Raw genomic sequence first — 22,232 nt, 5'->3', positions numbered from 1 at the left:
CACGGCGGTCGTTGCCGGCTCGCCGGTGACGGGGTTGACCGGGCCGCTCGCGGCCGGTGCCGGCTTGGCGGCGCCGGCCTTGCCGGCCAGCGGCGCGTTCGGGTCCCAGTCGCGGTTCTTGCGGGCTTCGGCCTCGTCCTGCTCGGCGCCGCCGCGCTGCGTCTTGGTCACGAAAGGAATCGGCACCTTGGTCACGTAGACCGCGATACCCAGCGCGACGCCCAGGCCGAGCACCAGCCCGATGATCAGGCCGATGACGATGTTGCCGCGTTGTCTGGTTGTCTTCTTCATGGTGTGGGGGTTCACATCTTGCTCGGCGCACTGACGCCGAGAATCGCGAGGCCATTGTGCAGCACCTGCGCGGTCGCGGCGACGAGCGCCAGGCGGGCCAGCTTGACCTTTTCGTCGTCGACCAGGATGCGTTCGGCGTCGTAGTAGCTGTGGTAGCTGGCAGCCAGCTCGCGCAGGTAGAAAGTGACGTCGTGCGGGGCGAAATCGCGCGCCGCGGCCGTCAGCATGGCCGGGTACTTGGCCAGCAGCAGCATCAGCGCCTGGGCCGCCGGGCTTTCGAGCGGCGACAGGTCGACGTCCTTGAGCGTGGCGGCGTCGCCGCCCCAGCCGGCCAGCACCGAGCAGATGCGCGCATGCGCGTACTGCACGTAGTACACCGGGTTGTCGTTGTTCTTGGTCACCGCGAGGTCGACATCGAAGGTGTACTCGGTGTCGGGCTTGCGGCTGAGCAGGAAGAAGCGGATGGCGTCGGTGCTGGTCCACTCGATCAGGTCGCGCAGCGTGACGTAGCTGCCGGCGCGCTTGCTGATCTTGACCTCTTCGCCGCCCTTCATCACGCGCACCATGGTGTGCAGCACGTAGTCGGGATAGCCCTCGGGAATGCCTTCTCCGGCCGCCTGCAGGCCGGCGCGCACGCGGGCGATGGTGCCGTGGTGGTCGGTGCCCTGGATGTTGATGACCTTGTGGAAGCCGCGCTCCCACTTGGCGATGTGATAGGCCACGTCGGGCACGAAGTACGTGTACGTGCCGTCCTGCTTTTTCATCACGCGGTCTTTGTCGTCGCCGTAGTCGGTCGACTTGAGCCACAGCGCGCCGTCTTGCTCGTAGGTCTTGCCGGCGGCCACGAGCTTCTGCACGGCGGCCTCGACGCGGCCGCTGGTGTACAGGCTCGACTCCAGGTAGTACTGGTCGAAGTGCACGCGGAAGGCCTGCAGGTCCAGGTCCTGTTCGCGGCGCAGGTAGGCCACGGCGAACTCGCGGATCGCGTCGATGTCCTCGATGTCGCCGGTGGCGGTGACTTCGCGGTCTTCCGACTTGACGGTCTTCTTCGCCTTGAAGTCTTCGGCGATGTCGGCGATGTAGTCGCCGTTGTAGGCCGGGGCCTTTTCGCCGCTGGGCCATTCGGCGTCGCCGGGCTTGAAGCCGCGCGCGCGCAGTTGCGTGCTGTTGGCCAGCGTCTGGATCTGCACGCCGGCGTCGTTGTAGTAGTACTCGCGCCACACGCTCTCGCCCTGGGAGGCGCGCAGGCTGCAGATGGCGTCGCCCAGCGCGGCCTGGCGGCCGTGGCCCACGTGCAGCGGGCCGGTCGGGTTGGCCGAGACGAACTCGACCAGCACCTTCTCGCCCGTGGCCGGCTGCTGGCCGAAGCCGTTGCCGGCCGACAGCACCTCGCGCACGATCTGCTGCTTGGCCGCCGTCTTCAGGCGGATGTTGAGAAAGCCGGGCCCGGCGATGTCGATCGCGTCGACCCACTGGCCGAAAGCGGGGGTGGCGAGCAGCGCAGCGCTCAGTTGCTCGGCCAGTTCGCGGGGCTTGCGCCCCAGCGGCTTGGCGAGCTGCATCGCGGCCGTGCTGGCGAAATCGCCATGCGCAGCCACCTTGGGCGACTCGAACGCGGCTTTGGAGCCAGCGCCGGGCGAGAGGGATTCGAGCGTGTTCGCGAGCGCCGCGAGCAGCTCCTGTTTGACCAATAGCATCCGGGAATTTTACCGGGGGCAAACCCGGGCGCTGTTGACGATGGTCATCCAATCGTTGTCTTGGCCCGTTAGGATGGTCGGCCCCGGGGCGGGGCACCTGTCACAACCCAACCTTGCAAGGACATATCACCATGAAGAAGCTCCTTTCCCTGGTCGCACTGGGCGCCTGTCTCTCCTTCGGCGCCTACGCGCAAGACAAGGCCGCCGCGCCTGCCGCAGCGCCCGCTGCCGCCCCCGCCGCCATGGCCGCCCCTGCCGCCGCGGCAGCTGCGAAGCCAAGGCCGTGGACAAGAACGGCAAGGCACTGGCCGGCGCCGCCAAGAACAGCTTCATGAAGAAGTGCGAAGCGGACGCAGCCAAGGGCTGAACCACCGCTGCCGCCGAAGAAGCCCGCCTCGCGCGGGCTTTTTTTCGCCTTGAACTATCGGCTTACTTGCCGAAGCCGCGCGCCAGGAACACCGCCACCAGCGGGATCAGCGCGATCAGGTGCGCCTGCACCATCACCAGCTTGCGCGTCTTCCTGATGTCGTCCTCGGCCGGCAGCTTGCCCGTGGCGCGCAGCGTCTTGCGCCAGCGGAAGTACGTGAGCGTCGGGAAGATGGACAGCACGCCCACGATGATGAAGAGCCCCAGCTTCACGTGCAGCAGCGGGTTGGTCCAGTACCAGGCCGTGCCCTTCACGCCCCACCAGGTGCGCGCGATGCCCGTGGCGAGCACCGCGATGGCCGCGATGCCGTAGACCATGTCGACCTTGGCCAGCCGCTCGACCACGGCGGCATTGAGCCACTGCACGCGGCACAGCGCCGCTTCGCTCGAAATGAAAACGACCATCGTCAGGATGGCCAGGATGTGCAGGTAGGCGAGGATGGCTTCGAGCGTCATTCGATGGCTTTCTTCTTTGTCTCAATGCAGTGGGTTTGCAATTGCGAACAGATTGTGCCGCCGCCGACGCGCCTTAAGCCCTCCCGCCCCAGAATTCCGGATTTCCGTACTGCTCCTTGAGGAAATCAAGCCACAGTCGCACCCGCAGCGGCAGGTGCTTGGCGCCCGCGAACACCGCGTAGATGCCGTTGGGCGGCGCCGCGAACTCGTCGAGCAGCGGCACCAGCAGGCCGGCGTCGATCTCGGCCTCGACCTCCCAGGTGCTGCGCCAGGCGATGCCGTGGCCCGCCAGGCACCAGTCGTGCAGCACCTGGCCGTCGGAGCAGTCGAGCGGCCCGCTGGGGCGCAGGTGGATCAACTCCTGGCTGCCTTCCTCGTTGACGATGCGAAAGGCCCAGCCGCGCGTCTGCGAGGCATCGCTCGACAGCGTGAGGCAGGCAAAGCGCGACAGCTCGCCCGGGTGCTTCGGCTTGCCGTGGCGGCGCACGAACTCGGGCGTGGCCACGCAGCGGCGGCGGTTGTCGGCAAGGCGCACGCTCACCAGCGACGAATCGGGCAGGTCGCCCACGCGCACCGCGCAGTCGAAGCTCTCGCCGGTGACGTCGACCACGCGGTCGCTGAGGTTCAGCGAAATCGTCACTTCCGGGTGCAACGCATGGAAGCGCGGCACCAGCGGCGCGACGTGGCGGCGGCCGAAGCCCGCGGGCGCCGTCACGCGCAGATGGCCGCTGGCCTTGACGCCGCCGGCGCTCACGCTGGCCTCGGCGTTCGCGAACTCGGTCAGCAGGCGCTGGCAGTCTTCGAGAAAGGCGCTGCCCTCGTGCGTGAGCGTGATGCGGCGCGTCGTGCGCACCAGCAGCTTCACGCCCAGCCGCTCTTCGAGCGCGTCGAGCCGGCGGCCCATGATGGCCGGGGCCACGCCCTCGGCCTTGGCCGCGGCCGTGAGCCCGCCCCGGGTCGCGACCGAGACGAAGGATTCGAGCTGCTTGAGGCGGTCCATGGGGCGCAAACTATATCTCGCCCCTTTCGAGCCGTTATTCGGGGCGGACGCCCGCTTCGCGCACCGCCGCGCCCCAGCGCGCGTGTTCCGACTTGATGTACTGCGCCGCCTGCTCCGGGCTGCCGCCGCCGGGCGTGCTGCCCTCGGCCAGCAGCTGCGAGATGGTCGCGGGCTTGGCCAGCGCCTTGTCGACGGCGGCGTTGAGCTTCTTCACGATGTCGGCGGGCGTGCCGGCCGGCACGACCAGCGCCTTCCAGTCCACCGCCTCGAAGCCCTGGTAGCTCTCGCCCACGGTCGGCACGTCGGGCATCACCGGCAGGCGCTTGGCCGAGGTGACGGCCAGCGCGCGCAGCTTGCCGCCCTTGACCATCGACAGCGCGCCCTGCGGCGTGGCGAACATGTAGTCGGTCTGGCCGCCCAGCAGGTCGGTGATGGCGGGCGCCGCGCCCTTGTATGGCACGTTGAGCACCTTGAAGCCCGCGCGCTTGGCCAGCACCTCGCCGGCCATGTGGCCCAGCGTGCCGGTGCCCGCGAGCGCCTGCTTGATTTCTCCGGGCTTGGCCTTGGCGGCCGCGACCAGCTCGGCCAGCGACTTGTACGGCGCCTCGGTGCGCACCACCAGCACCACCGGCTGCGAGGCCACGACCGCCACCGGCACCAGGTCCTTCTGCGCGTCGTAGGGCATCTTGGGGAACAGCGTCGGGTTGATCGCGAGGTTCGCGGTCTGGCCCAGGCCGATGGTGTAGCCGTCGGGCTTGGACTTGGCCACCACGTCCATGCCGATGTTGCCGTTGCCGCCCGCGCGGTTGTCGACGATGAAGGTCCACTTGGTGTCGTCCATGACCTTTTGCGCGATCAGCCGCGCCACGATGTCGGTAGCGCCGCCGGGCGTGTAGGGCACGACGAGGCGCACGGCCTTGTCGGGCCAGGCCGTGTCGGCAAGGGCGGGGGCGGCGCTCAGGCATGCGGCGGCCGCGGCGCACGCCAGCAAGGCGCGCCGTGTGGTGAAAAACATGGTGTCAGTCTCCGAGGGTGATGTTGTGTGTTTCGAGCGCGGCGATTTCTTCATCGCTGTAGCCCACTTCTTTCAGCAGCTCGCGGCTGTGCTCGCCGATGTGCGGCGGCTGCAGCCGGATGCCGGGCCGCTCGCCGTCGAGCGTGAACGGCATCAGCGGCACCTTGGCCGTGCTGCCGTCGTTCATGCGCACCGGCGCCAGGCCGCCGGTGGCGTTGAGGTGCGGGTCGTCGAACAGTTCCTGCGGCTTGGTGATGGGCGCGAAGGGCAGCTCGTTGCGCTCGAACACCTCGCTGAGTTCGGCGGCGCTGTGGTTCGCCAGGTGCGAGCGCAGGATCGGCATCATCCAGTCGCGCGCGCGCACGCGGTCGTTGTTGGTCTTCAGGCGCGGGTCGGCCAGCATGTCCTCCAGGCCGAAGGCCTTGCAGAAGATGGCCCACTGCTTGTCGCTCACCGCGGCCAGGAAGATCTGCTCGCCGTCCTTCACCGTGAACACGTCGTACACGGCCCAGGCCGAGATGCGGCTGGGCATCGGGTCGGCGGCCTTGCCGGTGGCGGCGAACTGCATCATGTGCTGCGCCACCAGGAACACGTTGTTCTCGAACAGCGCGGACTGCACCTCGCAGCCCTTGCCCGTGAGCTCGCGCTGGCGCAGCGCGGCCATGGCGCCGATGGCGCCGAACATGCCGCCCATGATGTCGTTCACGCTGGTGCCCGCGCGCAGCGGGTCGCCCGCGCGGCCGGTCATGTAGGCCAGGCCGCCCATCATCTGCACCACTTCGTCGAGCGCGGTGCGGTGGTCGTAGGGGCCGGGCAGGAAGCCCTTGTGGCTCACGTAGATCAGGCGCGGGTTGAGCCGGGCCAGCGTGTCGTAGTCCAGTCCCAGCTTCTTCATGGTGCCGGGCTTGAAGTTCTCGCTCACGATGTCGGCGGTGGCGATCAGGCGCAGCGCGGCCTCCACGCCCTCGGGCTTCTTGAGGTCGAGCGCGATGCTCTTCTTGTTGCGGTTGAAGGTCGGGAAAAAGCCCGAGCCCGAGCCGAGCAGGCGGCGCGTGTTGTCGCCTTCGATCGGTTCGACCTTGATGACCTCGGCGCCCAGGTCGGCCAGCAGCAGGCCACAGGTCGGGCCCATCACCATGTGGGTGAACTCGACGACGCGGATGCCGGCGTAGGGCAATGGATTGGCTTCAGACATGTGCGTTGTTTTCCTGGGCGAAGCCCTGAACGAACCCCTTGGGCAGGCCGGCCTCGGGTGTCATGCCGTAGACCGGTTCGCCGGGCAGGCCGGCCATGAGCGGCGCGCGCGCCGCGATGAGTTTTTCGATGTCGATGCCGGTGCGCACGCCCATGGCCTCGAACATGAACACGAGGTCTTCGGTGACCGCGTTGCCCGACGCACCCGGCGCATACGGGCAGCCGCCGAGGCCGCCGAGCGAAGCGTCGAACGTGCGCACGCCCTCGTCCCACGCCGCCAGGCAGTTCGCAATGCCGAGGCGCGCGTGTTGTGCATGTGGGCCGCGCCGGCGTGCTGGCCGATTTCGGCGCGCAGGCGCTTGAAGAGCCGCCGCACCTGCGCGGGGTTGGCGTAGCCACGGTGTCGGACAGGCCCGACTCGTCGGCGCCGGCCTCGATGCATTGCGCGGCCAGGCGGATCACGTCGTCTTCGGGCACCAGCCCCTGCAGCGTGCAACCGAAGGCGGTGGAGATGCCGGCCTCGAGCCTCACGCGCGGCGCGATGGCGCTGCGCAGCTCGGAGATGGCGCGCACCTCTTCCACCATTTCCCTCGGCGTCTTGCGCACGTTGGCCAGCGAATGCGCCACGCTGGCCGACACCGGCATGGTGAGCTTGTGCACGCCCGCCTCCAGCGCGGCCTGCGCACCCTTGCGGTTGGGCACCAGCGCCATCACCACGAGGCCGGGCAGCGTGACCGCATGGCGCACCACCTCGGCCGCGTCGGCCATCTGCGGCAGCAGCTTCGCGGGCACGAAGGACGCGACCTCGATCTCGCGCACGCCGGCCGCGTAGAGCGCGTCGATCCAGCGCAGCTTGTCGGCCGTGGGCATGGTCGCCTTGACCGACTGCAGGCCGTCGCGCGGGCCGACCTCGCTGATGAGGACATCGGGGGGTGTCATCGGGTGTGTCTCCTTTGGCGTCTTCGGAACCGCTTGACAGTTCTATCTGACAGAACTATATTCCGTTAAACAGAATTAGACCGTCGATCGCCTCGACTGTCAAGCCGACCCATGCCCCGCAAAGCCCAGACCGAATCGGTGTCCGACCTCCATGCCGCGCCCGGCGGCGCCGCCTCGGTCGACCGCGCGCTGAGCCTGCTCTCGGCCTTCCAGCCCGGTGACGAGGCGCTGTCGCTCGCGCAGTTCGCCGAGCGCACGCAGCTCTACAAGAGCACCGTGCTGCGGCTGCTGGCCTCGCTCGAGCACGCGCGCCTCATCCGCCGCCAGGACGACGGGCGCTATGCGCTGGGCATGGAAGTCGCGCGGCTGCACGGGCTGTACGCGGCGTCGCTGTCGGTCGAGCGCATCGTGCTGCCGGTGCTGCGCGCGCTGGCCGCCCACACGGGCGAAAGCGCCGCGTACCACGTGCGGCAGGCGCAAGGCGACAGCTGGGTGCGGCTGTGCCAGTTCCGGGTCGATTCATCGCATGTGGTGCGCGACCACGTGCGCGCCGGCGACCTGCTGCCCAACGACCGGGGCGCGGGCGCGCGCGTGCTGATCGCCTTCGGCCCCGAAGCCGAGCTGCCGCGCGGCACCAAGGAGCGCAAGCTGTACGACGGCATCCGCGCGCAAGGCTTCTGCGCACTGGTGGGCGACCGCACGGCCGAACTGGCGGGCATTTCGGCGCCGGTCTTTCATGCCGACGGCAGCCTGGCCGCGGCCGTCACGCTGACGATGCCCACGCACCGCTACGACGAGCGCTACATCGAGCCCGTGCGCGCGGCGGCGAAAGAGCTCGGCGGGCAGGTCTGACGCCGCGCAAGCGCGTCAGGCATCGGCCTTGAAGCCGGAGTTCTTGATCGGCATTTCCCAGCGCTTCAGGTGCGCCGCCTGGATGGCCGCGAGTTCGGCCGGCCCCGCGTGCGCGGGCACGAGCCCCAGCGAATAGATTTTTTCCTGCACGTCGGGCATGCGCAGCGCGTCGGCCACGGCCTTGTCGAGGCGCGCCACCAGTTCGGGCGACATGCCCGGCGGCCCGTACAGCCCGAAGAACGCATCGGCCGTCACGCTCAGGCCCGACTCCTTCAGCGTCGGCACATCGGGCAGCGCGCGGCTGCGCTGCTCGCCCGTCACCGCGAGGATGCGGACCTTGCCCGCGCGGTGGTGCTCGATGGTCTCCGAGGCCGTGTCGACCATCAGCGGCACCTGCCCGCCGATCAGGTCCTGCGCCGCCGGCGCGCCACCGCGATAAGCCACGTGCGTCATCGGCACGCCCGCCGCCTGGGCGATCAACTGGCCGGCGAAGTGCGGCACCGTGCCCGCGCCCGAGGTCGCGTAGTTGGCCTTGGCGGGGTTGGCCTTCATCCAGGCCAGCACCGCCTTCAGGTCACCGGCCGGTGCGCCGGGCCCGGCCGTCACCGCGAAGTCGAAGGTGCTGCCGAGCGCGATCGGCGTGAAGTCCTTCGCGGGGTCGTAGCCGAGGTTCGGGTAGAGCCACGGATGGATCACCATCGCGCCGCTCGGCGAGAAGACCAGCGTGTTGCCGTCCGGCGCCGCGCGCTTCAGTTCGCCCAGCGCGAGCCGCCCGGCCGCGCCCGGCTTGTTGTCGATGATGACGTTCTGCCCGAGCGACACCCGCATCTTGTCGGCAAGCACCCGCGCGACCACGTCCACCGACCCGCCCGGCGGAAAGCCGATCAGGATCCGCACCGGGCGGTCCTGTTGCTGCGCGAACACCAGCGGCGCGGTGGCCGCGGCGGCAAGGGCGGCAGCGGTGCGCGCTGCGAACTGACGGCGTTTCATGGTCTCGTCTCCTCGGGGTGGTGGTTGGGGAAGAAGCGGTCCCGGCCGGCGTCAGCGCAGCGCGGCGAGCAGCGCGCTGTTCTGTTCGGGCAAGCCGACGCTGACACGCAGCCACTGCGGCAGGCCGTAGGGGTCGAGCAGCGACACCTCGATGCCGGCCGCGAGCAGGCGCGCGTGCACGGTCTGCGCGTCGCCGACCTGCACCATCAGGAAGTTGCCGGACGAAGGGATGTACGCAAGGCCCAGTTCCTTGAAGCCCGCCGCGAGCTGGTCGCGGCCGGCCGTGTTGAGTTCGTAGGTGCGCGCCAGGAAGTCCGCGTCGCCCAGCGCGGCCACGGCGGCGGCCTGCGCCGGCGTCGTCACGTTGAAACGCGGGCGGTGAGCGTTCATGCGCGCCGTGAGGCCCGGTTGTGAGACGCCGTAGCCGATGCGCAGCCCGGCCAGGCCGAAGGCCTTGGAGAAAGTGCGCGCCACGATCAGGTTGGGCAGGCGGCGTACCCACGCGATGCTGTCGTAGCGCTGCGCGGGCGAGAGGTACTCGGTGTAGGCCTCGTCGAGCAGCACCGTCACGTGCGAAGGCACCGACTGCAGAAAGGCCAGCAGCGGCGCGGCGTCGATGAACGTGCCGGTCGGGTTGTTCGGGTTGGCGACGAACACCAGCCTCGTGTCGTCGCCGATGGCAGCGCGCATGGCGTCCAGGTCGTGGCCGAAGTCGCGCGACGGCACGACGGTGCTGTGCGCATGGGCGTGCGCCGCAGCCTGCGCGTAGACGATGAAGCCGTACTGCGAATAGACCACGCCCTCGCCCGGCTTCAGGCTGACCTGCGCCGCAAGCTGGAGGATCTCGCTCGAGCCGCTGCCCAGCGTGAGCCAGTCGGCCGGCACGTCGAGCCGGGCAGCCAGCGCGTTCTTCAGGGCCGTGCCGTTGCTGTCGGGGTAGTTGCCGGCGCCCTCGAGCGCGGAAGCGGCGGCCCTGCGGGCCGATTCGGGCATGCCGAGGGGGTTTTCGTTGGAGGCCAGGAGGATCATGGAGGCGGGGTTGAATTTATTTAAGAAGTTAAATATATCCAGTTGGCGTGCCTTCATCCACTGGTGCCTACCCTCTGCGCCGGTTCACTTTGTGACCGTGACATACCGGATGCCATCCGGCCGCAACGGCGCCAATCAGGCGTGGCAAAGACGTCCTCTCAGTCTCTTTGAATTACAAACAAAACTTATCAATTCAAAATTAATTAAATTCAGTTTTCAATTCATCCAGAAAATCGTCTCGCGGCTGCGAAGACCTGCCATGTGGCCCACAAAATCCTTCGACTCCGACCTACTTCGACAAGACAATCGATCGGCGCTCGAGTTTCTTGATTTTTCGAGCGTCGATCAGAAATTCAAGCAAGGCGAGGGGAACATGAAAAAACAACCAACCGTAGCGGTCGTGATACCTTATTTCAACGGATCCAAATTCATTGCCCGCTCACTAGCAAGCGCGCTGAATCAATCCATGCCGGCGAATGAAATCATTGTTGTCAATGACGGATCTCGAGCGACTGAAAGAGAATTTCTCCATCAATTGAAGAGAGAGCATTCGTTCAAAATAATCGACAAGCCGAATGGTGGGCAAGGCTCCGCACGCAATGCGGGAGTTGCGGCGAGCACCGCCAACTACATCTGCTTTCTGGATCAGGATGATTTCTTTCTGCCCGAGCATATCGAGATACTCCTGCAAGCCATTCCCGCAAATGATCGGCAGTTCGGCTTCGCCTATGCAGACCTCAAGATCGCAGACGGAAACGGCGACATCCTGTTCACGAATTTTGTAGAGTCGCACTCCCGGCAAAACCCTAAAACCTCGCTGATCGACCTGCTGCAAAACGACATGTTCGTATTGCCATCCGCCTCGATCATCTGCCGAAACGCCTTTGACGCGGTCTCCGGCTTCGATGAACAATTCACCGGATACGAAGATGACGACTTATTTTTGCGTCTTTTCCGCAAAGGGTATACCAACCACTTTGTGAACAAAGCGGTCACTGTGTGGTGCATTCACGCCGAGAGCACGTCTTACAGCATAAAAATGTGCAGAAGCCGATTTCGCTATTTCAAGAAATTAGCCACGACATTCAATGACGATGCCGATCGAAACTTGTTCATCTTCCGGGATTGCCTGATGCCGCGGTTCGGGAGCGCCTTCATCCGGGACGCCGTGAAGGCCGTGCTCGGCAACACTGAACACCGCCTGGAGGTTTGCGAGATCCTGCGAACGTTCTCCGCCATGGTGTCCCGGAACAGTTCCGTGGGACGCCGCCGAAAGGCGAAGCTCAAGTTGCTGGCGCTCCTGCTGACCCATAGCCCCAGATGGCTCCTCCGGACGCTGAAGGACGCACGGCGCGTCGCCCTCTTCCGTCGTCTGACAACTTGGTAGACACGGGTTGCGCCGGCAGGCCCGCCAATTACCCTCATTTTGTCACGAATAAAACCCACCTCCTGATATTGGTTACCTGCAACGCATCGAATAAAGTTGAGACATGCATCCGTCTGGAGAGCGCCCGTCGAGTCGGGCTTTGGCATCTGCCTCCACGCCTCCTTCTGACAGACACCGCCTTCCATCTCATTCAGCATTGCATCGTTCTCAAGGAGAAACCCCATGACCGCCCGCACCACCGCCCACGGACTCCAGGTCGCGACCGAGCTCCACCGCTTCATCGAGGACAAGGTCCTGCCCGCCAGCGGCGTGGCCAGCGACGTGTTCTGGAAGGGCTTCGACGCCATCGTCCACGACCTCGCGCCGAAGAACATCGCGCTGCTCGCGGAACGCGACCGCCTGCAAAGCGAGCTCGACGCCTGGCACAAGAAGAACCCGGACCCGATCGCCGACATGCCAGCGTACCGCGCCTTCCTCGAGAAGATCGGCTACCTGCTGCCGCAGCCCACGGGCGCGAAGGCCACCACCGCCAACGTCGACTCCGAACTCGCGCTGCAGGCCGGCCCGCAGCTCGTGGTGCCGATCCTGAACGCGCGCTACGCGCTCAACGCCGCCAACGCGCGCTGGGGCTCGCTGTACGACGCGCTCTACGGCACTGATGCCATCCCCGAAACCGGCGGCGCTGAAAAGGGCAAGGGCTACAACCCCGCGCGCGGCGCCAAGGTCATCGAGTTCGCGCGCAACGTGCTCGACCAGGCCGCGCCGCTGGCCAACGGCTCGCACAAGAACGCCACCGGCTACAGCGTGAAGGACGGCCAACTGGTCGTCGCGCTGCAAAGCAGCAGCACCGGCCTGGCCGACCCCTCGCAGTTCATCGGCTACCAGGGCGATGCCGCGTCGCCGTCGTCGGTGCTGCTCAAGCACAACGGCATCCACCTGGACATCCGCATCGACCGCAGCACCGCCATCGGCAAGACCGACGCGGCCGGCGTGAGCGACCTGGTGCTCGAAGCCGCGCTGTCGACCATCCTCGACCTGGAAGACTCGGTGGCCGTGGTCGACGCGGCCGACAAGGTGGTCGCGTATTCGAACTGGCTGGGCATCGTGCAGGGCACGCTGACCGAAGAAGTCGCCAAGGGCGGCAAGACCTTCACGCGCGGCCTCAATGCCGACCGCGAATACACCGGCGCCAACGGCCAGCCCGTGAAGCTGCACGGCCGCTCGCTCATGTTCCTGCGCAACGTGGGCCACCTGATGACCAACCCCGCTGTGCTGTACGAAGGCGGCAAGGAAATCCCCGAAGGCATCCTGGATGCCGTGGTGACCACCACCATCGCCACCGTCGATTTGAAGCGCAAGGGCAACTCGCGCACCGGCAGCATCTACATCGTCAAGCCGAAGATGCACGGCCCGGCCGAAGTGGCTTTCGCGAGCGAGCTGTTCGGCCGCGTCGAGCAACTGCTCGGCCTGCCCGCCAACACCGTGAAGCTGGGCATCATGGACGAAGAGCGCCGCACCAGCGTGAACCTGAAGGCCTGCATCGCCGAGGCCGCCGCGCGCGTGGCCTTCATCAACACCGGCTTCCTCGACCGCACCGGCGACGAGATGCACACCGCCATGCAGGGCGGCCCGATGATCCGCAAGGGCGACATGAAGTCCAGCGCGTGGATCGGCGCCTACGAAAAGAACAACGTGCTGGTCGGCCTGTCGTGCGGCCTGCGCGGCAAGGCGCAGATCGGCAAGGGCATGTGGGCCATGCCCGACCTGATGGCCGCAATGCTCGAACAGAAGATCGCGCACCCCAAGGCCGGCGCCAACACCGCCTGGGTGCCCTCGCCCACCGCGGCCACGCTGCATGCGCTGCACTACCACCAGGTCAGCGTCACGGCCGTTCAGCAGGAGCTCGAGAAGATCGACGCCGACGCGGAACGCGACAACATCCTCAACGCGCTGCTGCAGGTGCCGATCGCCGCCGAAGCCAAGTGGAGCGACGCGGAAAAGCAGCAGGAAATCGACAACAACGTGCAGGGCATCCTGGGCTACGTGGTGCGCTGGATCGACCAGGGCGTGGGCTGCTCGAAGGTGCCCGACATCCACAATGTCGGCCTGATGGAAGACCGCGCAACGCTGCGCATCTCGAGCCAGCACATCGCCAACTGGCTGCTGCACGGCGTGGTCACGAAGGCGCAGGTCGACGAGACCTTCCAGCGCATGGCCAAGGTGGTGGACGAGCAGAACGCGGGCGATGCGCTGTACCAGCCGATGGCCGGCCACTTCGCGACCTCGGCCGCGTACAAGGCGGCGCAGGACCTGGTGTTCAAGGGCATCGAGCAGCCGAGCGGGTACACGGAGCCGCTGCTGCATGCGTGGCGGTTGAAGGTGAAGGGCGAGGCCTGAATCCCGCTCTGCACTGACTGACGCGAACGGCACCTCGGGGTGCCGTTTCTTTTTCAGGCGCCCGGTTTCGTCTTTCTCCTGGGCTTTGCATCGGCGGGCGCGCCATGGACAGTTGCCGGAACTCACGGCGCAGTTCGCGCTCGAGTTCCTCTTCTGTTGGCAGATGAAGCTGATAGCGGCTGGCGAAGATGTTGCGCTCCTGCTGCTCGCCCAACGTGTACTTCACCACGGCGTCGTTCTTGTCGGGACACAGGATCACGCCCAGCGTCGGGTTGTCGCCTTCGGTGCGGCGTTCGCGATCGAAGTAGTTCACATAGAACTGGATCTGGCCGAGGTCACCGTGGGTCAGCTTGCCGACCTTGAGGTCGATCAGCACATAGCACTTGAGCACGGCGTGATAGAAAACCAGGTCGACGTAGAAGAGGTCGCCCTCGATCGTGATTCGCTCCTGCCGCGACACGAACGCAAAACCCTTGCCCAGTTCGAGCAGAAAGGTCTGCAGGTTGTCGATGAGCGCCTGCTCCAGCCTGGACTCCACCAGCTTCGGGGACTCCGGCAGGCCGAGGAACTCGATCACCATGGGATCCTTGAACGCGTCGAGAGGCTGTGTCACCTCCTGGCCGTGCGTTGCCAACCGCATCAACCCCTTCTTGTCCTTGCTCTTCGCCAGGCGGTCGTAGAGCAGGCTGGATGTCTGCCGCTGCAGTTCACGCACTGACCACGCGTTGCGGATGGCCTCGATTTCGTAGAAGGCGCGCGCCTCCAGCCTCGGCACGCTCAAGAGCTGCCGGTAGTGGCTCCATGAAAGGGACGAGTGCAGCGTGCCGGGCTGCCATCCCGTATCGCCCTTGGATTTCCGAGACGGCGTCTCGGAACTTACCTGAGGAGGGAGCGCTACGGACGCAATTGATTTCCGAGACGCTGTCTCGGAAATCAGCTCGGGGTAGCTCAAATAGAACTGCCGGAAGGCCTCGAGGTTGTCCACGGAATAGCCGCGACCGAACTCGGCATTCAGCCGCGCCGACAGATCCGCGAGCAGCTTGACACCATAACCAGCCCGGCGCTGCCCACGCTGCTCTTCCTCGACGATCTCGCGACCGATCAGCCAGTTGGCCGCAACTTGCGTCGTATTGACCGTGCGCGTCACGCCGGCGCGCGCTGCCTCCAGGATCTCGCGTACACGGCGGAAGATCGAAACGGCTTTTGCTCCGTAGGCTTCGCCGCACGGGCAGGGGTTGTGGGCGAAGTAGGCAATACGATCCTCCGGAGGGCTGTCGAGAAATTATGAAGGCACGACCGGCTCGGGCTCGATCCCGCCTTCTGTCATCCGCCGCATGGACCCTCGCATTCACGACGCGCTGGATGCGGAGGTCCAACCGCTGATCGACGCCTGAAACGAAAAGCGGAAAGCCGCGGCGCCGTCACCCCCGTGACCACGCCCGCGCGGCAATCCATTAGCATTCAGGCCGACTCATCCTTCCCGGCCTCCTGTCCCCATGACCACGAACGCGGCACCGACGCCCGCGGAGCGCACCGGCTCGCCGGGGCCGAACTCTCGCTTCTCTCCTCCTCACTGGTCCGCCTCCACGACCGCGATGCTGGTCGCGCTGGCCACCGCCTTCGCGCTGAGCCAGGCCTTCCGCACCGTCGGCGCGATGATGGCCACGCCGCTCACGCAGAACTTCGGGCTCACGCCCCAGCAGCTCGGCACGTGGGCGGGCACCTTCCACTTCGCGTTCGGCGTGATGCAGCTCGGCATGGGCGTGTCGATCGACATGTTCGGCGTGCGCCGCACGGTGCTGTGCGCCTTTCCGCTGGCCGTCGCGGGCGCCGCGCTGTGCGCGGTGGCGCCGAACTTTCATGCGCTGCTGCTCGGGCAGGCGCTGATCGGCGTCGGCTGCGCGCCCGCGTTCCTGGCCTGCACGGTGTTCATCGCGCGGCACTTCGACGCCGCGCGCTTCACGGCGATGTCGGGGCTGGTGATGAGCATGGCCGGCATGGGCATCGTGTTCACCGGCACGCCGCTGGCGCTGCTGATCGAGGCCGCCTCGTGGCGCGCCGGCTATGCGGTGCTGGCGGTGGCCGCGGTGCTCTCGTGGACCGTGATCTTCTGGCGCGTGCGCGAACCCGCGCGCGCCGTGACGGTGGACGCGCCCGCCGAACGGCAGACGCTGCGCAAGGCCGTGCGCGAGTTGCTGCCGCTGTTCGCGATGCCGCACACGCTGGGGCTGCTGTGCTTTGCCTGCGTGTCGTACGCGGCGTTCATCACGCTGCGCGGCCTGTGGCTCGGCCCGGTGCTGCACGACCGGCACGGCCTGTCGCTGGTGGCCAGCGGCAACGTGGCGCTGGTGATGACCGTGGCCGGCATGATCAGCCCCGCATTGTTCGGCCGCATGGACCCGGGCGGCGCACGGCGCGGCCGCTGGATGATGGGCTGCGCGCTGGCAGGCGTGCTGATGTTCGGCGCGATGGCCATGACGCATTCGACCGCCGTCGACATCGGCATGCCGATCGTCTACGGCCTGCTCTCGGGCTACAGCGTGCTGATGTACGCGTACACCAAGAACGCCTACCCGGCCGCCATGACCGGGCGCGCGATGGCACTGCTCAACATGGCGATGTTCCTGGGCGTATCGCTGATGCAGTGGACGACGGGCGTGGCCGCATCGTGGGCCGTGACGCACGGCGCGGAGCCGTTCCGCGCCGTGTTCCTCACGGTGGCGGGCATGCTGGCCGTGGGGACGCTGGCGTTCCTTGCGCTGCCGCGTTCGTCGGGCCATGCATCGCACGCCGACGAGTAGCACGCACCAGCGGCCGCGCGCGGCCGCTCGACGACGGCTTCATCCATGTCTTCACGCATGTCGTCAGTCCTCCATCGAACGGTACGCGGCCTTCTGCAAGGCCACCTTCTGCGCGCGCCGTTCCGCACGGTGCGTGCGCAGGTGGCGTCCCGCCTTCTGGTTGGATTCGCCGCGTGCCATCGCGGCCACCACGGGATTGCGAGGTGCCGTCATCGGCACCGAAAAGTAAAACCGGCCCAGACGCTTGTCGTCGTCTCGGGCCTTTCGTTGAGCACTCATGTGCGCACACTCCGAAAAACAAAAAAGCCCCGGCGAATGGCTGCGCGGGGCCTTTGTCGATGGGCCTCGGGCGGGTGCATGGATGCACGTCCGGCCGGGGCGGTCGGTGTGCGGGTCAGGTGTTCAGGAAACGCTTCATTGAATGGTGTTGTCGCCCGGGAGGTTGGTCGTCACCAGGCGCGGTGAGTAAAGAAACTGTTGCTGAAAAACGAAGGGCGGATTCTGGCGAGCCCCTGCGTGAAGCGCAAGACCCGCCTGCGCGGCTGTGGCGCAAAGCCGACGCGCCATAAATCTGAAACCGGGTGCGAATCCAAACGCGAAGCGGCCCCGTATTCGATCCAAGCGCATCGCGCCCCCGAGCTGTTGGCGGTTTCCACAGACACCTTCCAAGAACCATTCTTTCCAGGAGCCTTCAATGAAAAAACTCATGATTGCAGTCGGCGTTTCGGTCCTGCTCGGCGCTTGCGCTGGCGGCATGGGCATGAGCGGCAGTGGCAGCAGCGGGATGTCGTCGAACCCGATGGTCGGCGGCGCCGCGATGTACCCGACGAAGGACATCGTCGACAACGCCGTGAATTCGAAGGACCACACCACGCTGGTCGCCGCGGTCAAGGCTGCCGGCCTGGTCGACACGCTGAAGAGCCCTGGCCCGTTCACCGTGTTCGCGCCCACCAACGCGGCCTTTGCCGCACTGCCGGCCGGCACCGTCGACACGCTGCTCAAGCCCGAGAACAAGCCCACGCTGACCAAGGTGCTGACCTACCACGTGGTGCCCGGCCGCATGGACGGCCCCGCGCTGATGAGCGCCATCAACGCGGGCGGCGGCAAGGCCGTGCTGAAGACCGCCAGCGGCGGCACGCTGACCGCGACGATGAACGGCGGCAACGTGTGGGTGACCGACGCCAAGGGCGGCACCGCGATGGTCACCATCGCCAACGTGTACCAGTCGAACGGCGTGATCCACGTGATCAACAAGGTCCTGCTGCCGGGTTGATTCTTTCCTCTCCAGCGCGGTGACGGCGCGGCGGGCCTCTACTCAGGTTACTCAGGTTACTCAGGCGCGCTGCGCCGCGTCGGCTTCATCGCGCAGCCATTGCGCGAAGTCCTGCGCGTCGCGGTTGCTCGCGGCGCGCTTGGACACCTCGACAAAGTAGCCGCGGCGCGATGCCGCGCCTTCGCCCAGCGGCGCCATCAGGCGACCGTCTTTCACGAGCTCGCGCAGCAGCGGCATCCGCCCGATCACCACGCCCTGCCCCGCCACGGCCGCGGCCACCGCGTCGGCGTACTGCGTGAAGCGCAGCGTGCTCTTCATGCGCAGGTCGCTCAGCCCCATCACACGCAACCAGGGCTCCCAGTCGGTGGTCGGTGCCTCGCTGTGGTCGGGGTAGTCGACCGTGAGCAGCGTGAGGTCCGACAGGTCCGACGGCGCATGCAGCGCGGCCGCGAGCTTGGGCGAACACAGCGGCACCACCGACTCCTCGAACAGCGCCGGGCCCACGCCACGGCTGATCGGCGCAAAGCGCACGGCGATGTCGATGCGGCTGCTTTCCAGGTCGAGCACGTCGAGCGTGGCCGACACGCGCACGTCGACCTGCGGATGCGTGCCGGTGAAGCGCGCGAGTTTCGGAATGAGCCAGAGCGACGCGAAGCCCGGCGTGGTGGTGATCGCCACCTGGCGCGGCGCGGAGCTCGCGCGTACGCGCGCGGTGGCGTCGCGCAAACGCTCCAGGCTGTCGGTGACGGCGCGCTGCATGACGCCGCCGGCCTCGGTGAGCGACAGCGCGCGGTGCCGGCGCTCGAACAGCAGCACGCCCAGGCTGGCCTCCAGTTGCTGGATCTGCCGGCTCACGGCCGACTGCGTGAGGTGCAGCTCGGTGGCCGCGAGCGTGAAGCTCAAGCGGCGCGCGGCGGCCTCGAAGCTGCGCATCAACTCGAGCGGCGGCAGCTCCCCGCTCAGGGTTCCAAGGGCTTTCGCATTCTCTGGGTGCATGCAACGAGTTCCGAATGACCGTGTGTAATGGAGGAGCCGACTCACTATATTCATTCGTATCACGAATGCAATGGAGCTTGCCATGAGCACCTCTTCCACCTTTCACGTCAGCCTGCCGCACCGCTGCGTCTTCGCCGTTCCCGACGGGGCGGGCGTGGGCATCGAATGCCGCAGCGGCTCGGTCTGGGTCACGCTCGACCATGACCCGCGCGACATCGTGCTGGCGCCCGGCGAGCGCTTCGAGGGCACCGACCATCGGCGCGTGCTGGTGTCGGCGCTGGCGTCGTCATGCATCACCGTGCGCGATGCGCAGCCGGCCGCCATTCCCCTGACCCAGCGCACCGGCGCGCGGTCGCCTTGGCGACTCCTGCCCCACGGGTTGTCCCCGACTTGACCCGGCCCCATGGGCGTCGAACCATCGATGCCCATGAGCCCCGACGCATCCCGATCGCCGCCGTCGTTTTGACGGGCGGCTTTTTGCTTTCGGCGTCCGGCATTCCCAAGGCTTCCTGAACGAAGGACATGAACATGGCAGAGGCATACATCGTGGCCGCCGCGCGCACGGCCGGCGGCCGGCGCGGCGGCAAGCTCGCGGGCTGGCACCCAGCGGACCTGGCGGCGCAGGTGATCGACGCGCTGGTGGCGCGCAGCGGCATCGACCCCGCGGCGGTGGAAGACGTGATCCTGGGCTGCGTGAGCCAGGTCGGCGAACAGGCGACCAACATCGCGCGCAACGCGGTGCTGGCGTCGAAGCTGCCGGAGTCGGTGCCGGGCACCTCGGTCGACCGGCAGTGCGGCTCGTCGCAGCAGGCGCTGCACTTCGCGGCGCAGGCCGTGATGTCGGGCGCGATGGACGCGGTGATCGCGGGCGGCGTCGAGAGCATGACGCGCGTGCCGATGTTCACGCCCAACGTGCTGCCCGCCAAGGCCGGGCTGGGCACCTACATGAGCCCCGCGATGAAGGCGCGCTACCCGGGCGTGGAGTTCAGCCAGTTCACCGGCGCCGAGATGATCGCGAAGAACTACGGCATCGAGAAGAGCGCGCTCGACCGCTATGCGCTCGAAAGCCACCACCGCGCGATCGCGGCCACGCGCGTGGGCGCGTTCGACGACGAGATCGTGCCCGTCGACGTGCTGCTGGCCGACGGCACGCGCGGAGGCGAGCAGCACACGGTCGACGAAGGCATCCGCTTCGACGCCACGCTGGAGAGCATTGCCGCCGTCAAGCTCATCGCCGAGGGCGGGCGCTGCACGGCCGCCACTGCCAGCCAGATCTGCGACGGCGCGAGCGGCGTGCTGGTGGTGAACGAGCGCGGGCTCAAGGCGCTGGGCGTGAAGCCGCTCGCGCGCATCCACCACATGAGCGTGATGGGGCACGACCCGGTCATCATGCTGGAAGCCCCGCTGCCCGCGACGCAGCGCGCGCTGCAGAAGGCCGGCATGAAGATCGGCGACATCGACCTGTACGAAGTGAACGAAGCCTTCGCGCCCGTGCCCATCGCGTGGCTGCAGGCGCTGGACGCCGACCCCTCGCGGCTCAACGTGAACGGCGGCGCCATTGCGCTGGGCCATCCGCTCGGCGCCTCGGGCACCAAGCTCATGACCACGCTGATCCACGCGCTCGCCAAGCGCGGCAAGCGCTACGGCCTGCAGACCATGTGCGAAGGCGGCGGCATGGCCAACGTGACCATCATCGAGAGGCTGTGACGATGAGCGACACCTCTTTCATCCTCCATGACCTGGCCGACGGCATCGCCACGCTCACGCTGAATTTGCCGGCCAAGCTCAACCCGATCGCGCGCGAACTGCAGGTCGAGTTGCGCGATGCGCTGGAGCGCATCCGCGACGACCGCGCGGTGCGCGCCGTGATCATCACCGGCGCGGGCAAGGCCTTCTGCGTGGGCGCCGACCTGAGCGCGATGGCGCCGGGCGAGGCGGGCAAGTCGCTCGGCGCGCAGACCGCCGAGGCGATGCAGGCGCTGAGCAACCCGCTGATCGAGACGCTGCGCACGCTGCCGGTTCCGGTGGTCGCGGCGGTGAACGGCCCGGCGGCCGGCGCGGGCGTGGGCCTGGCGCTGGCGGCGGACGTGACCATCGCGGCGCGCAGCGCGTACTTCTACCTGCCCTTTTTGCCGAAGCTGGGCATCGTGCCCGACCTGGGCTGCACCTGGGCCATTCCGCGCCGCGCCGGCAAGGCGCGCGCCATGGGCATGGCGCTGCTCGACGAGCGCGTGGGCGCGGGGCGCGCGGTGCAGTGGGGGCTGATCTGGGCCTGCGCCGACGACGAGCAACTGATGGACGAGGCACGCGCCATCGCGCAGCGCCTCGCGCGCCTGCCCGCGCATGCCGTGATCGAGGCGCGCGAAGCCTTCGAGGCCTCGGAGCGGCACACGCTGAAGGAACAGCTGTACTACGAAAGCGAACGCCAGCGCGAGCTGATCGACCGGCCGAGCTTTCGCGAAGGCGTGAGCGCGTTCCTGCAGAAGCGCGCGCCGGAGTTTCCGGGCCGCTGAGCTCCAGAGGCTTGAGCCAGGCCCCGCTCAGTGCGGGCGCCGGGCGATCTCGTCGCGCCGATCACCTCGCCACCACCACGGCACCGGGGCCGTCGAGAAAGTACTCGCTGTCCGTCGGCGCGCGCAGCCGCATGAAGCGGTCCTCGCCCACTTGCATGGTGTGGCCGGCCGCCATCTCGGCGCCGCTGTCGACCAGGTAGCGCAAGACGTTGCCGAACAGGTCGAGGTAGGTCTGGCCTTCGTGATGGCCCGCGGTGAGCACGGCGAAGTCGGGGTGGCCGAAACGGTCGGCGCCGTAAGTGCGCATCCACACGCCCTGCACGCCCTCGACTTCGTATTTGACGAAGCCGCAATACAGCATCGGCAACGGGAGGGTCCGCAGCAGCTCGAGCGGGTCGTCTTCCACTTCGGCATCGAACATCGCGGCCGGCAACGACGTGTGGGCCGCCTCGTTCACCAGCGCCAGCGCGCCGAGCCGGGCCAGCGCACCGGCCACGACGCCCAGCGCGACGTACTGCTCGAACACCGAGGCCTCGTGGCCGGCGTAGTAAAGAATCACGTGGCTGCGGTGCGCGCGCACCTGCGCCTTGAGCTCCTGCGGATAGTGCGCGGGCGCCACGCAGACTTCGAGCGCGTCGGCCGGCATCGGCGCGTCGAAGCCGACCAGCCGCACGACATGGTTCCGCCAGCCCGCCAGCGCGATGAAGGGGCTCTGCTCGGGCGTGCTTTCGCAGCGCGCGTCGGCGGTCGACGGGTGGTAGGCGCGCAGTGCCTGGCCGAGCGCGGCGATGTCGATGTTCAGCGGCTGGGCGAACAGCACCGTCAGCGCGACGGGATCTTCCAGGTCGGGGTTCGCCACCAGCGCGCCGGTGTCGTCGGGCTCGTCCTTGCGGCCGAAGAAGCGGGAAAAGATGCTCAACGTAGAGACTCCTTGAAAGCGATGTGCGACGAATGAGCGCACGGCGAAAGGAACTGT

The 22,232-nt window shown here is 67.4% G+C and carries 19 protein-coding genes and 4 pseudogenes; 9 read left to right on the top strand and 14 right to left on the bottom strand.

Annotated features, from left to right (window positions below; all coding sequences use genetic code 11):
• Positions 1–291: pseudogene (locus BMG07_RS12995) on the bottom strand (sporulation protein); the annotation flags it as partial.
• A gap of 11 nt (positions 292–302) precedes the next feature.
• The gene (argS, locus tag BMG07_RS12990) at positions 303–1,988 is read right to left on the bottom strand and encodes an arginine--tRNA ligase (RefSeq protein ID WP_198084916.1); all 1,686 of its coding nucleotides are present in this window, start codon (positions 1,986–1,988) and stop codon (positions 303–305) included.
• Positions 1,989–2,119: 131 nt separating this feature from the next.
• Here argS and BMG07_RS12985 point away from each other — a divergent pair.
• Positions 2,120–2,343: pseudogene (locus BMG07_RS12985) on the top strand (hypothetical protein); the annotation flags it as partial.
• 74 nt (positions 2,344–2,417) lie between these two features.
• Here the strand turns inward: BMG07_RS12985 and BMG07_RS12980 are convergent.
• The 5 genes and pseudogenes from BMG07_RS12980 to BMG07_RS12960 form a co-directional block, all read right to left on the bottom strand.
• Positions 2,418–2,870: a DUF2214 family protein gene (locus tag BMG07_RS12980; RefSeq protein WP_198084915.1), complete on the bottom strand. Its 453-nt coding sequence runs from the start codon at positions 2,868–2,870 to the stop codon at positions 2,418–2,420.
• A gap of 73 nt (positions 2,871–2,943) precedes the next feature.
• Positions 2,944–3,870 (bottom strand): LysR family transcriptional regulator, encoded by a 927-nt coding sequence (locus tag BMG07_RS12975; protein WP_198084914.1) that lies wholly within the window; start codon positions 3,868–3,870, stop codon positions 2,944–2,946.
• Positions 3,871–3,904: 34 nt separating this feature from the next.
• Positions 3,905–4,885 carry a tripartite tricarboxylate transporter substrate binding protein gene (locus BMG07_RS12970; protein ID WP_198084913.1) on the bottom strand — a complete coding sequence of 327 codons (981 nt, stop codon included), beginning with the start codon at positions 4,883–4,885 and terminating at the stop codon, positions 3,905–3,907.
• Between the two features lie 4 nt (positions 4,886–4,889).
• On the bottom strand, positions 4,890–6,080 hold the full coding sequence (locus tag BMG07_RS12965; protein ID WP_198084912.1) for a CaiB/BaiF CoA-transferase family protein: 1,191 nt from the start codon (positions 6,078–6,080) through the stop codon (positions 4,890–4,892).
• Positions 6,073–7,018: pseudogene (locus tag BMG07_RS12960) on the bottom strand (hydroxymethylglutaryl-CoA lyase). Before BMG07_RS12960 ends, BMG07_RS12965 begins: the two are co-directional and overlap by 8 nt.
• A gap of 111 nt (positions 7,019–7,129) precedes the next feature.
• Here BMG07_RS12960 and BMG07_RS12955 point away from each other — a divergent pair.
• Positions 7,130–7,870, top strand: coding sequence for an IclR family transcriptional regulator (locus BMG07_RS12955; RefSeq protein WP_198084911.1), 741 nt, complete (start codon positions 7,130–7,132; stop codon positions 7,868–7,870).
• Positions 7,871–7,885: 15 nt separating this feature from the next.
• Here BMG07_RS12955 and BMG07_RS12950 read toward each other — a convergent pair whose 3' ends face one another.
• Together BMG07_RS12950 and hisC are read right to left on the bottom strand one after the other, a co-directional pair.
• The gene (locus tag BMG07_RS12950; protein ID WP_198084910.1) at positions 7,886–8,860 is read right to left on the bottom strand and encodes a Bug family tripartite tricarboxylate transporter substrate binding protein; all 975 of its coding nucleotides are present in this window, start codon (positions 8,858–8,860) and stop codon (positions 7,886–7,888) included.
• A 51-nt stretch (positions 8,861–8,911) separates the two neighbouring features.
• A pseudogene (gene hisC, locus BMG07_RS12945) lies at positions 8,912–9,895 on the bottom strand (histidinol-phosphate transaminase); the annotation flags it as partial.
• On the opposite strand from hisC, the gene BMG07_RS12940 reads away from it, so the two are divergent.
• Together BMG07_RS12940 and BMG07_RS12935 are read left to right on the top strand one after the other, a co-directional pair.
• On the top strand, positions 9,852–11,276 hold the full coding sequence (locus BMG07_RS12940) for a glycosyltransferase family A protein (RefSeq protein ID WP_307866947.1): 1,425 nt from the start codon (positions 9,852–9,854) through the stop codon (positions 11,274–11,276). The pseudogene hisC and the gene BMG07_RS12940 overlap by 44 nt on opposite strands.
• A 222-nt stretch (positions 11,277–11,498) precedes the next feature.
• The gene (locus BMG07_RS12935; protein ID WP_198084908.1) at positions 11,499–13,673 is read left to right on the top strand and encodes a malate synthase G; all 2,175 of its coding nucleotides are present in this window, start codon (positions 11,499–11,501) and stop codon (positions 13,671–13,673) included.
• On the opposite strand, the gene BMG07_RS12930 is transcribed toward BMG07_RS12935, so the two are convergent.
• Positions 13,594–14,820 carry a PDDEXK nuclease domain-containing protein gene (locus BMG07_RS12930; RefSeq protein ID WP_307866946.1) on the bottom strand — a complete coding sequence of 409 codons (1,227 nt, stop codon included), beginning with the start codon at positions 14,818–14,820 and terminating at the stop codon, positions 13,594–13,596. The two genes, BMG07_RS12935 and BMG07_RS12930, sit on opposite strands and share 80 nt — an antisense overlap.
• 349 nt (positions 14,821–15,169) lie before the next feature.
• Between BMG07_RS12930 and BMG07_RS12925 the strand changes: the two genes are divergently transcribed.
• Positions 15,170–16,474, top strand: coding sequence for an MFS transporter (locus BMG07_RS12925; protein WP_198084907.1), 1,305 nt, complete (start codon positions 15,170–15,172; stop codon positions 16,472–16,474).
• 63 nt (positions 16,475–16,537) lie between these two features.
• Here the strand turns inward: BMG07_RS12925 and BMG07_RS12920 are convergent, their stop codons facing one another.
• On the bottom strand, positions 16,538–16,753 hold the full coding sequence (locus BMG07_RS12920; protein ID WP_198084906.1) for a hypothetical protein: 216 nt from the start codon (positions 16,751–16,753) through the stop codon (positions 16,538–16,540).
• A gap of 135 nt (positions 16,754–16,888) precedes the next feature.
• Positions 16,889–17,182, bottom strand: coding sequence for a hypothetical protein (locus BMG07_RS12915; RefSeq protein WP_198084905.1), 294 nt, complete (start codon positions 17,180–17,182; stop codon positions 16,889–16,891).
• On the opposite strand from BMG07_RS12915, the gene BMG07_RS12910 reads away from it, so the two are divergent.
• Positions 17,169–17,747, top strand: a complete 579-nt coding sequence (locus BMG07_RS12910) for a fasciclin domain-containing protein (RefSeq protein ID WP_198084904.1) — start codon at positions 17,169–17,171, stop codon at positions 17,745–17,747. The two genes, BMG07_RS12915 and BMG07_RS12910, sit on opposite strands and share 14 nt — an antisense overlap.
• A gap of 60 nt (positions 17,748–17,807) precedes the next feature.
• Here BMG07_RS12910 and BMG07_RS12905 read toward each other — a convergent pair whose 3' ends face one another.
• The gene (locus BMG07_RS12905; RefSeq protein WP_198084903.1) at positions 17,808–18,743 is read right to left on the bottom strand and encodes a LysR substrate-binding domain-containing protein; all 936 of its coding nucleotides are present in this window, start codon (positions 18,741–18,743) and stop codon (positions 17,808–17,810) included.
• A gap of 82 nt (positions 18,744–18,825) precedes the next feature.
• Between BMG07_RS12905 and BMG07_RS12900 the strand changes: the two genes are divergently transcribed.
• From BMG07_RS12900 to BMG07_RS12890, 3 genes are all read left to right on the top strand, one after another.
• Positions 18,826–19,137 (top strand): DUF2917 domain-containing protein, encoded by a 312-nt coding sequence (locus BMG07_RS12900; RefSeq protein ID WP_269758909.1) that lies wholly within the window; start codon positions 18,826–18,828, stop codon positions 19,135–19,137.
• A 134-nt stretch (positions 19,138–19,271) separates the two neighbouring features.
• Positions 19,272–20,450, top strand: a complete 1,179-nt coding sequence (locus BMG07_RS12895; RefSeq protein ID WP_198084901.1) for an acetyl-CoA C-acetyltransferase — start codon at positions 19,272–19,274, stop codon at positions 20,448–20,450.
• A gap of 2 nt (positions 20,451–20,452) precedes the next feature.
• Entirely contained in the window at positions 20,453–21,256 is an 804-nt protein-coding gene (locus tag BMG07_RS12890; RefSeq protein WP_198084900.1) for an enoyl-CoA hydratase-related protein, read from the top strand.
• A 61-nt stretch (positions 21,257–21,317) separates the two neighbouring features.
• Here BMG07_RS12890 and BMG07_RS12885 read toward each other — a convergent pair whose 3' ends face one another.
• Positions 21,318–22,175, bottom strand: a complete 858-nt coding sequence (locus BMG07_RS12885) for a DUF4261 domain-containing protein (protein WP_198084899.1) — start codon at positions 22,173–22,175, stop codon at positions 21,318–21,320.
• Between the last annotated feature and the right edge of the window lie 57 nt (positions 22,176–22,232).

It is taken from the genome of Variovorax sp. E3 (assembly GCF_016082275.1).
In the GTDB taxonomy this organism is placed as follows: domain Bacteria; phylum Pseudomonadota; class Gammaproteobacteria; order Burkholderiales; family Burkholderiaceae_C; genus Variovorax.
The sequence above is the reverse complement of the archived record's forward strand: the minus strand, read 5'-3'. Positions and strand labels throughout refer to the sequence as shown.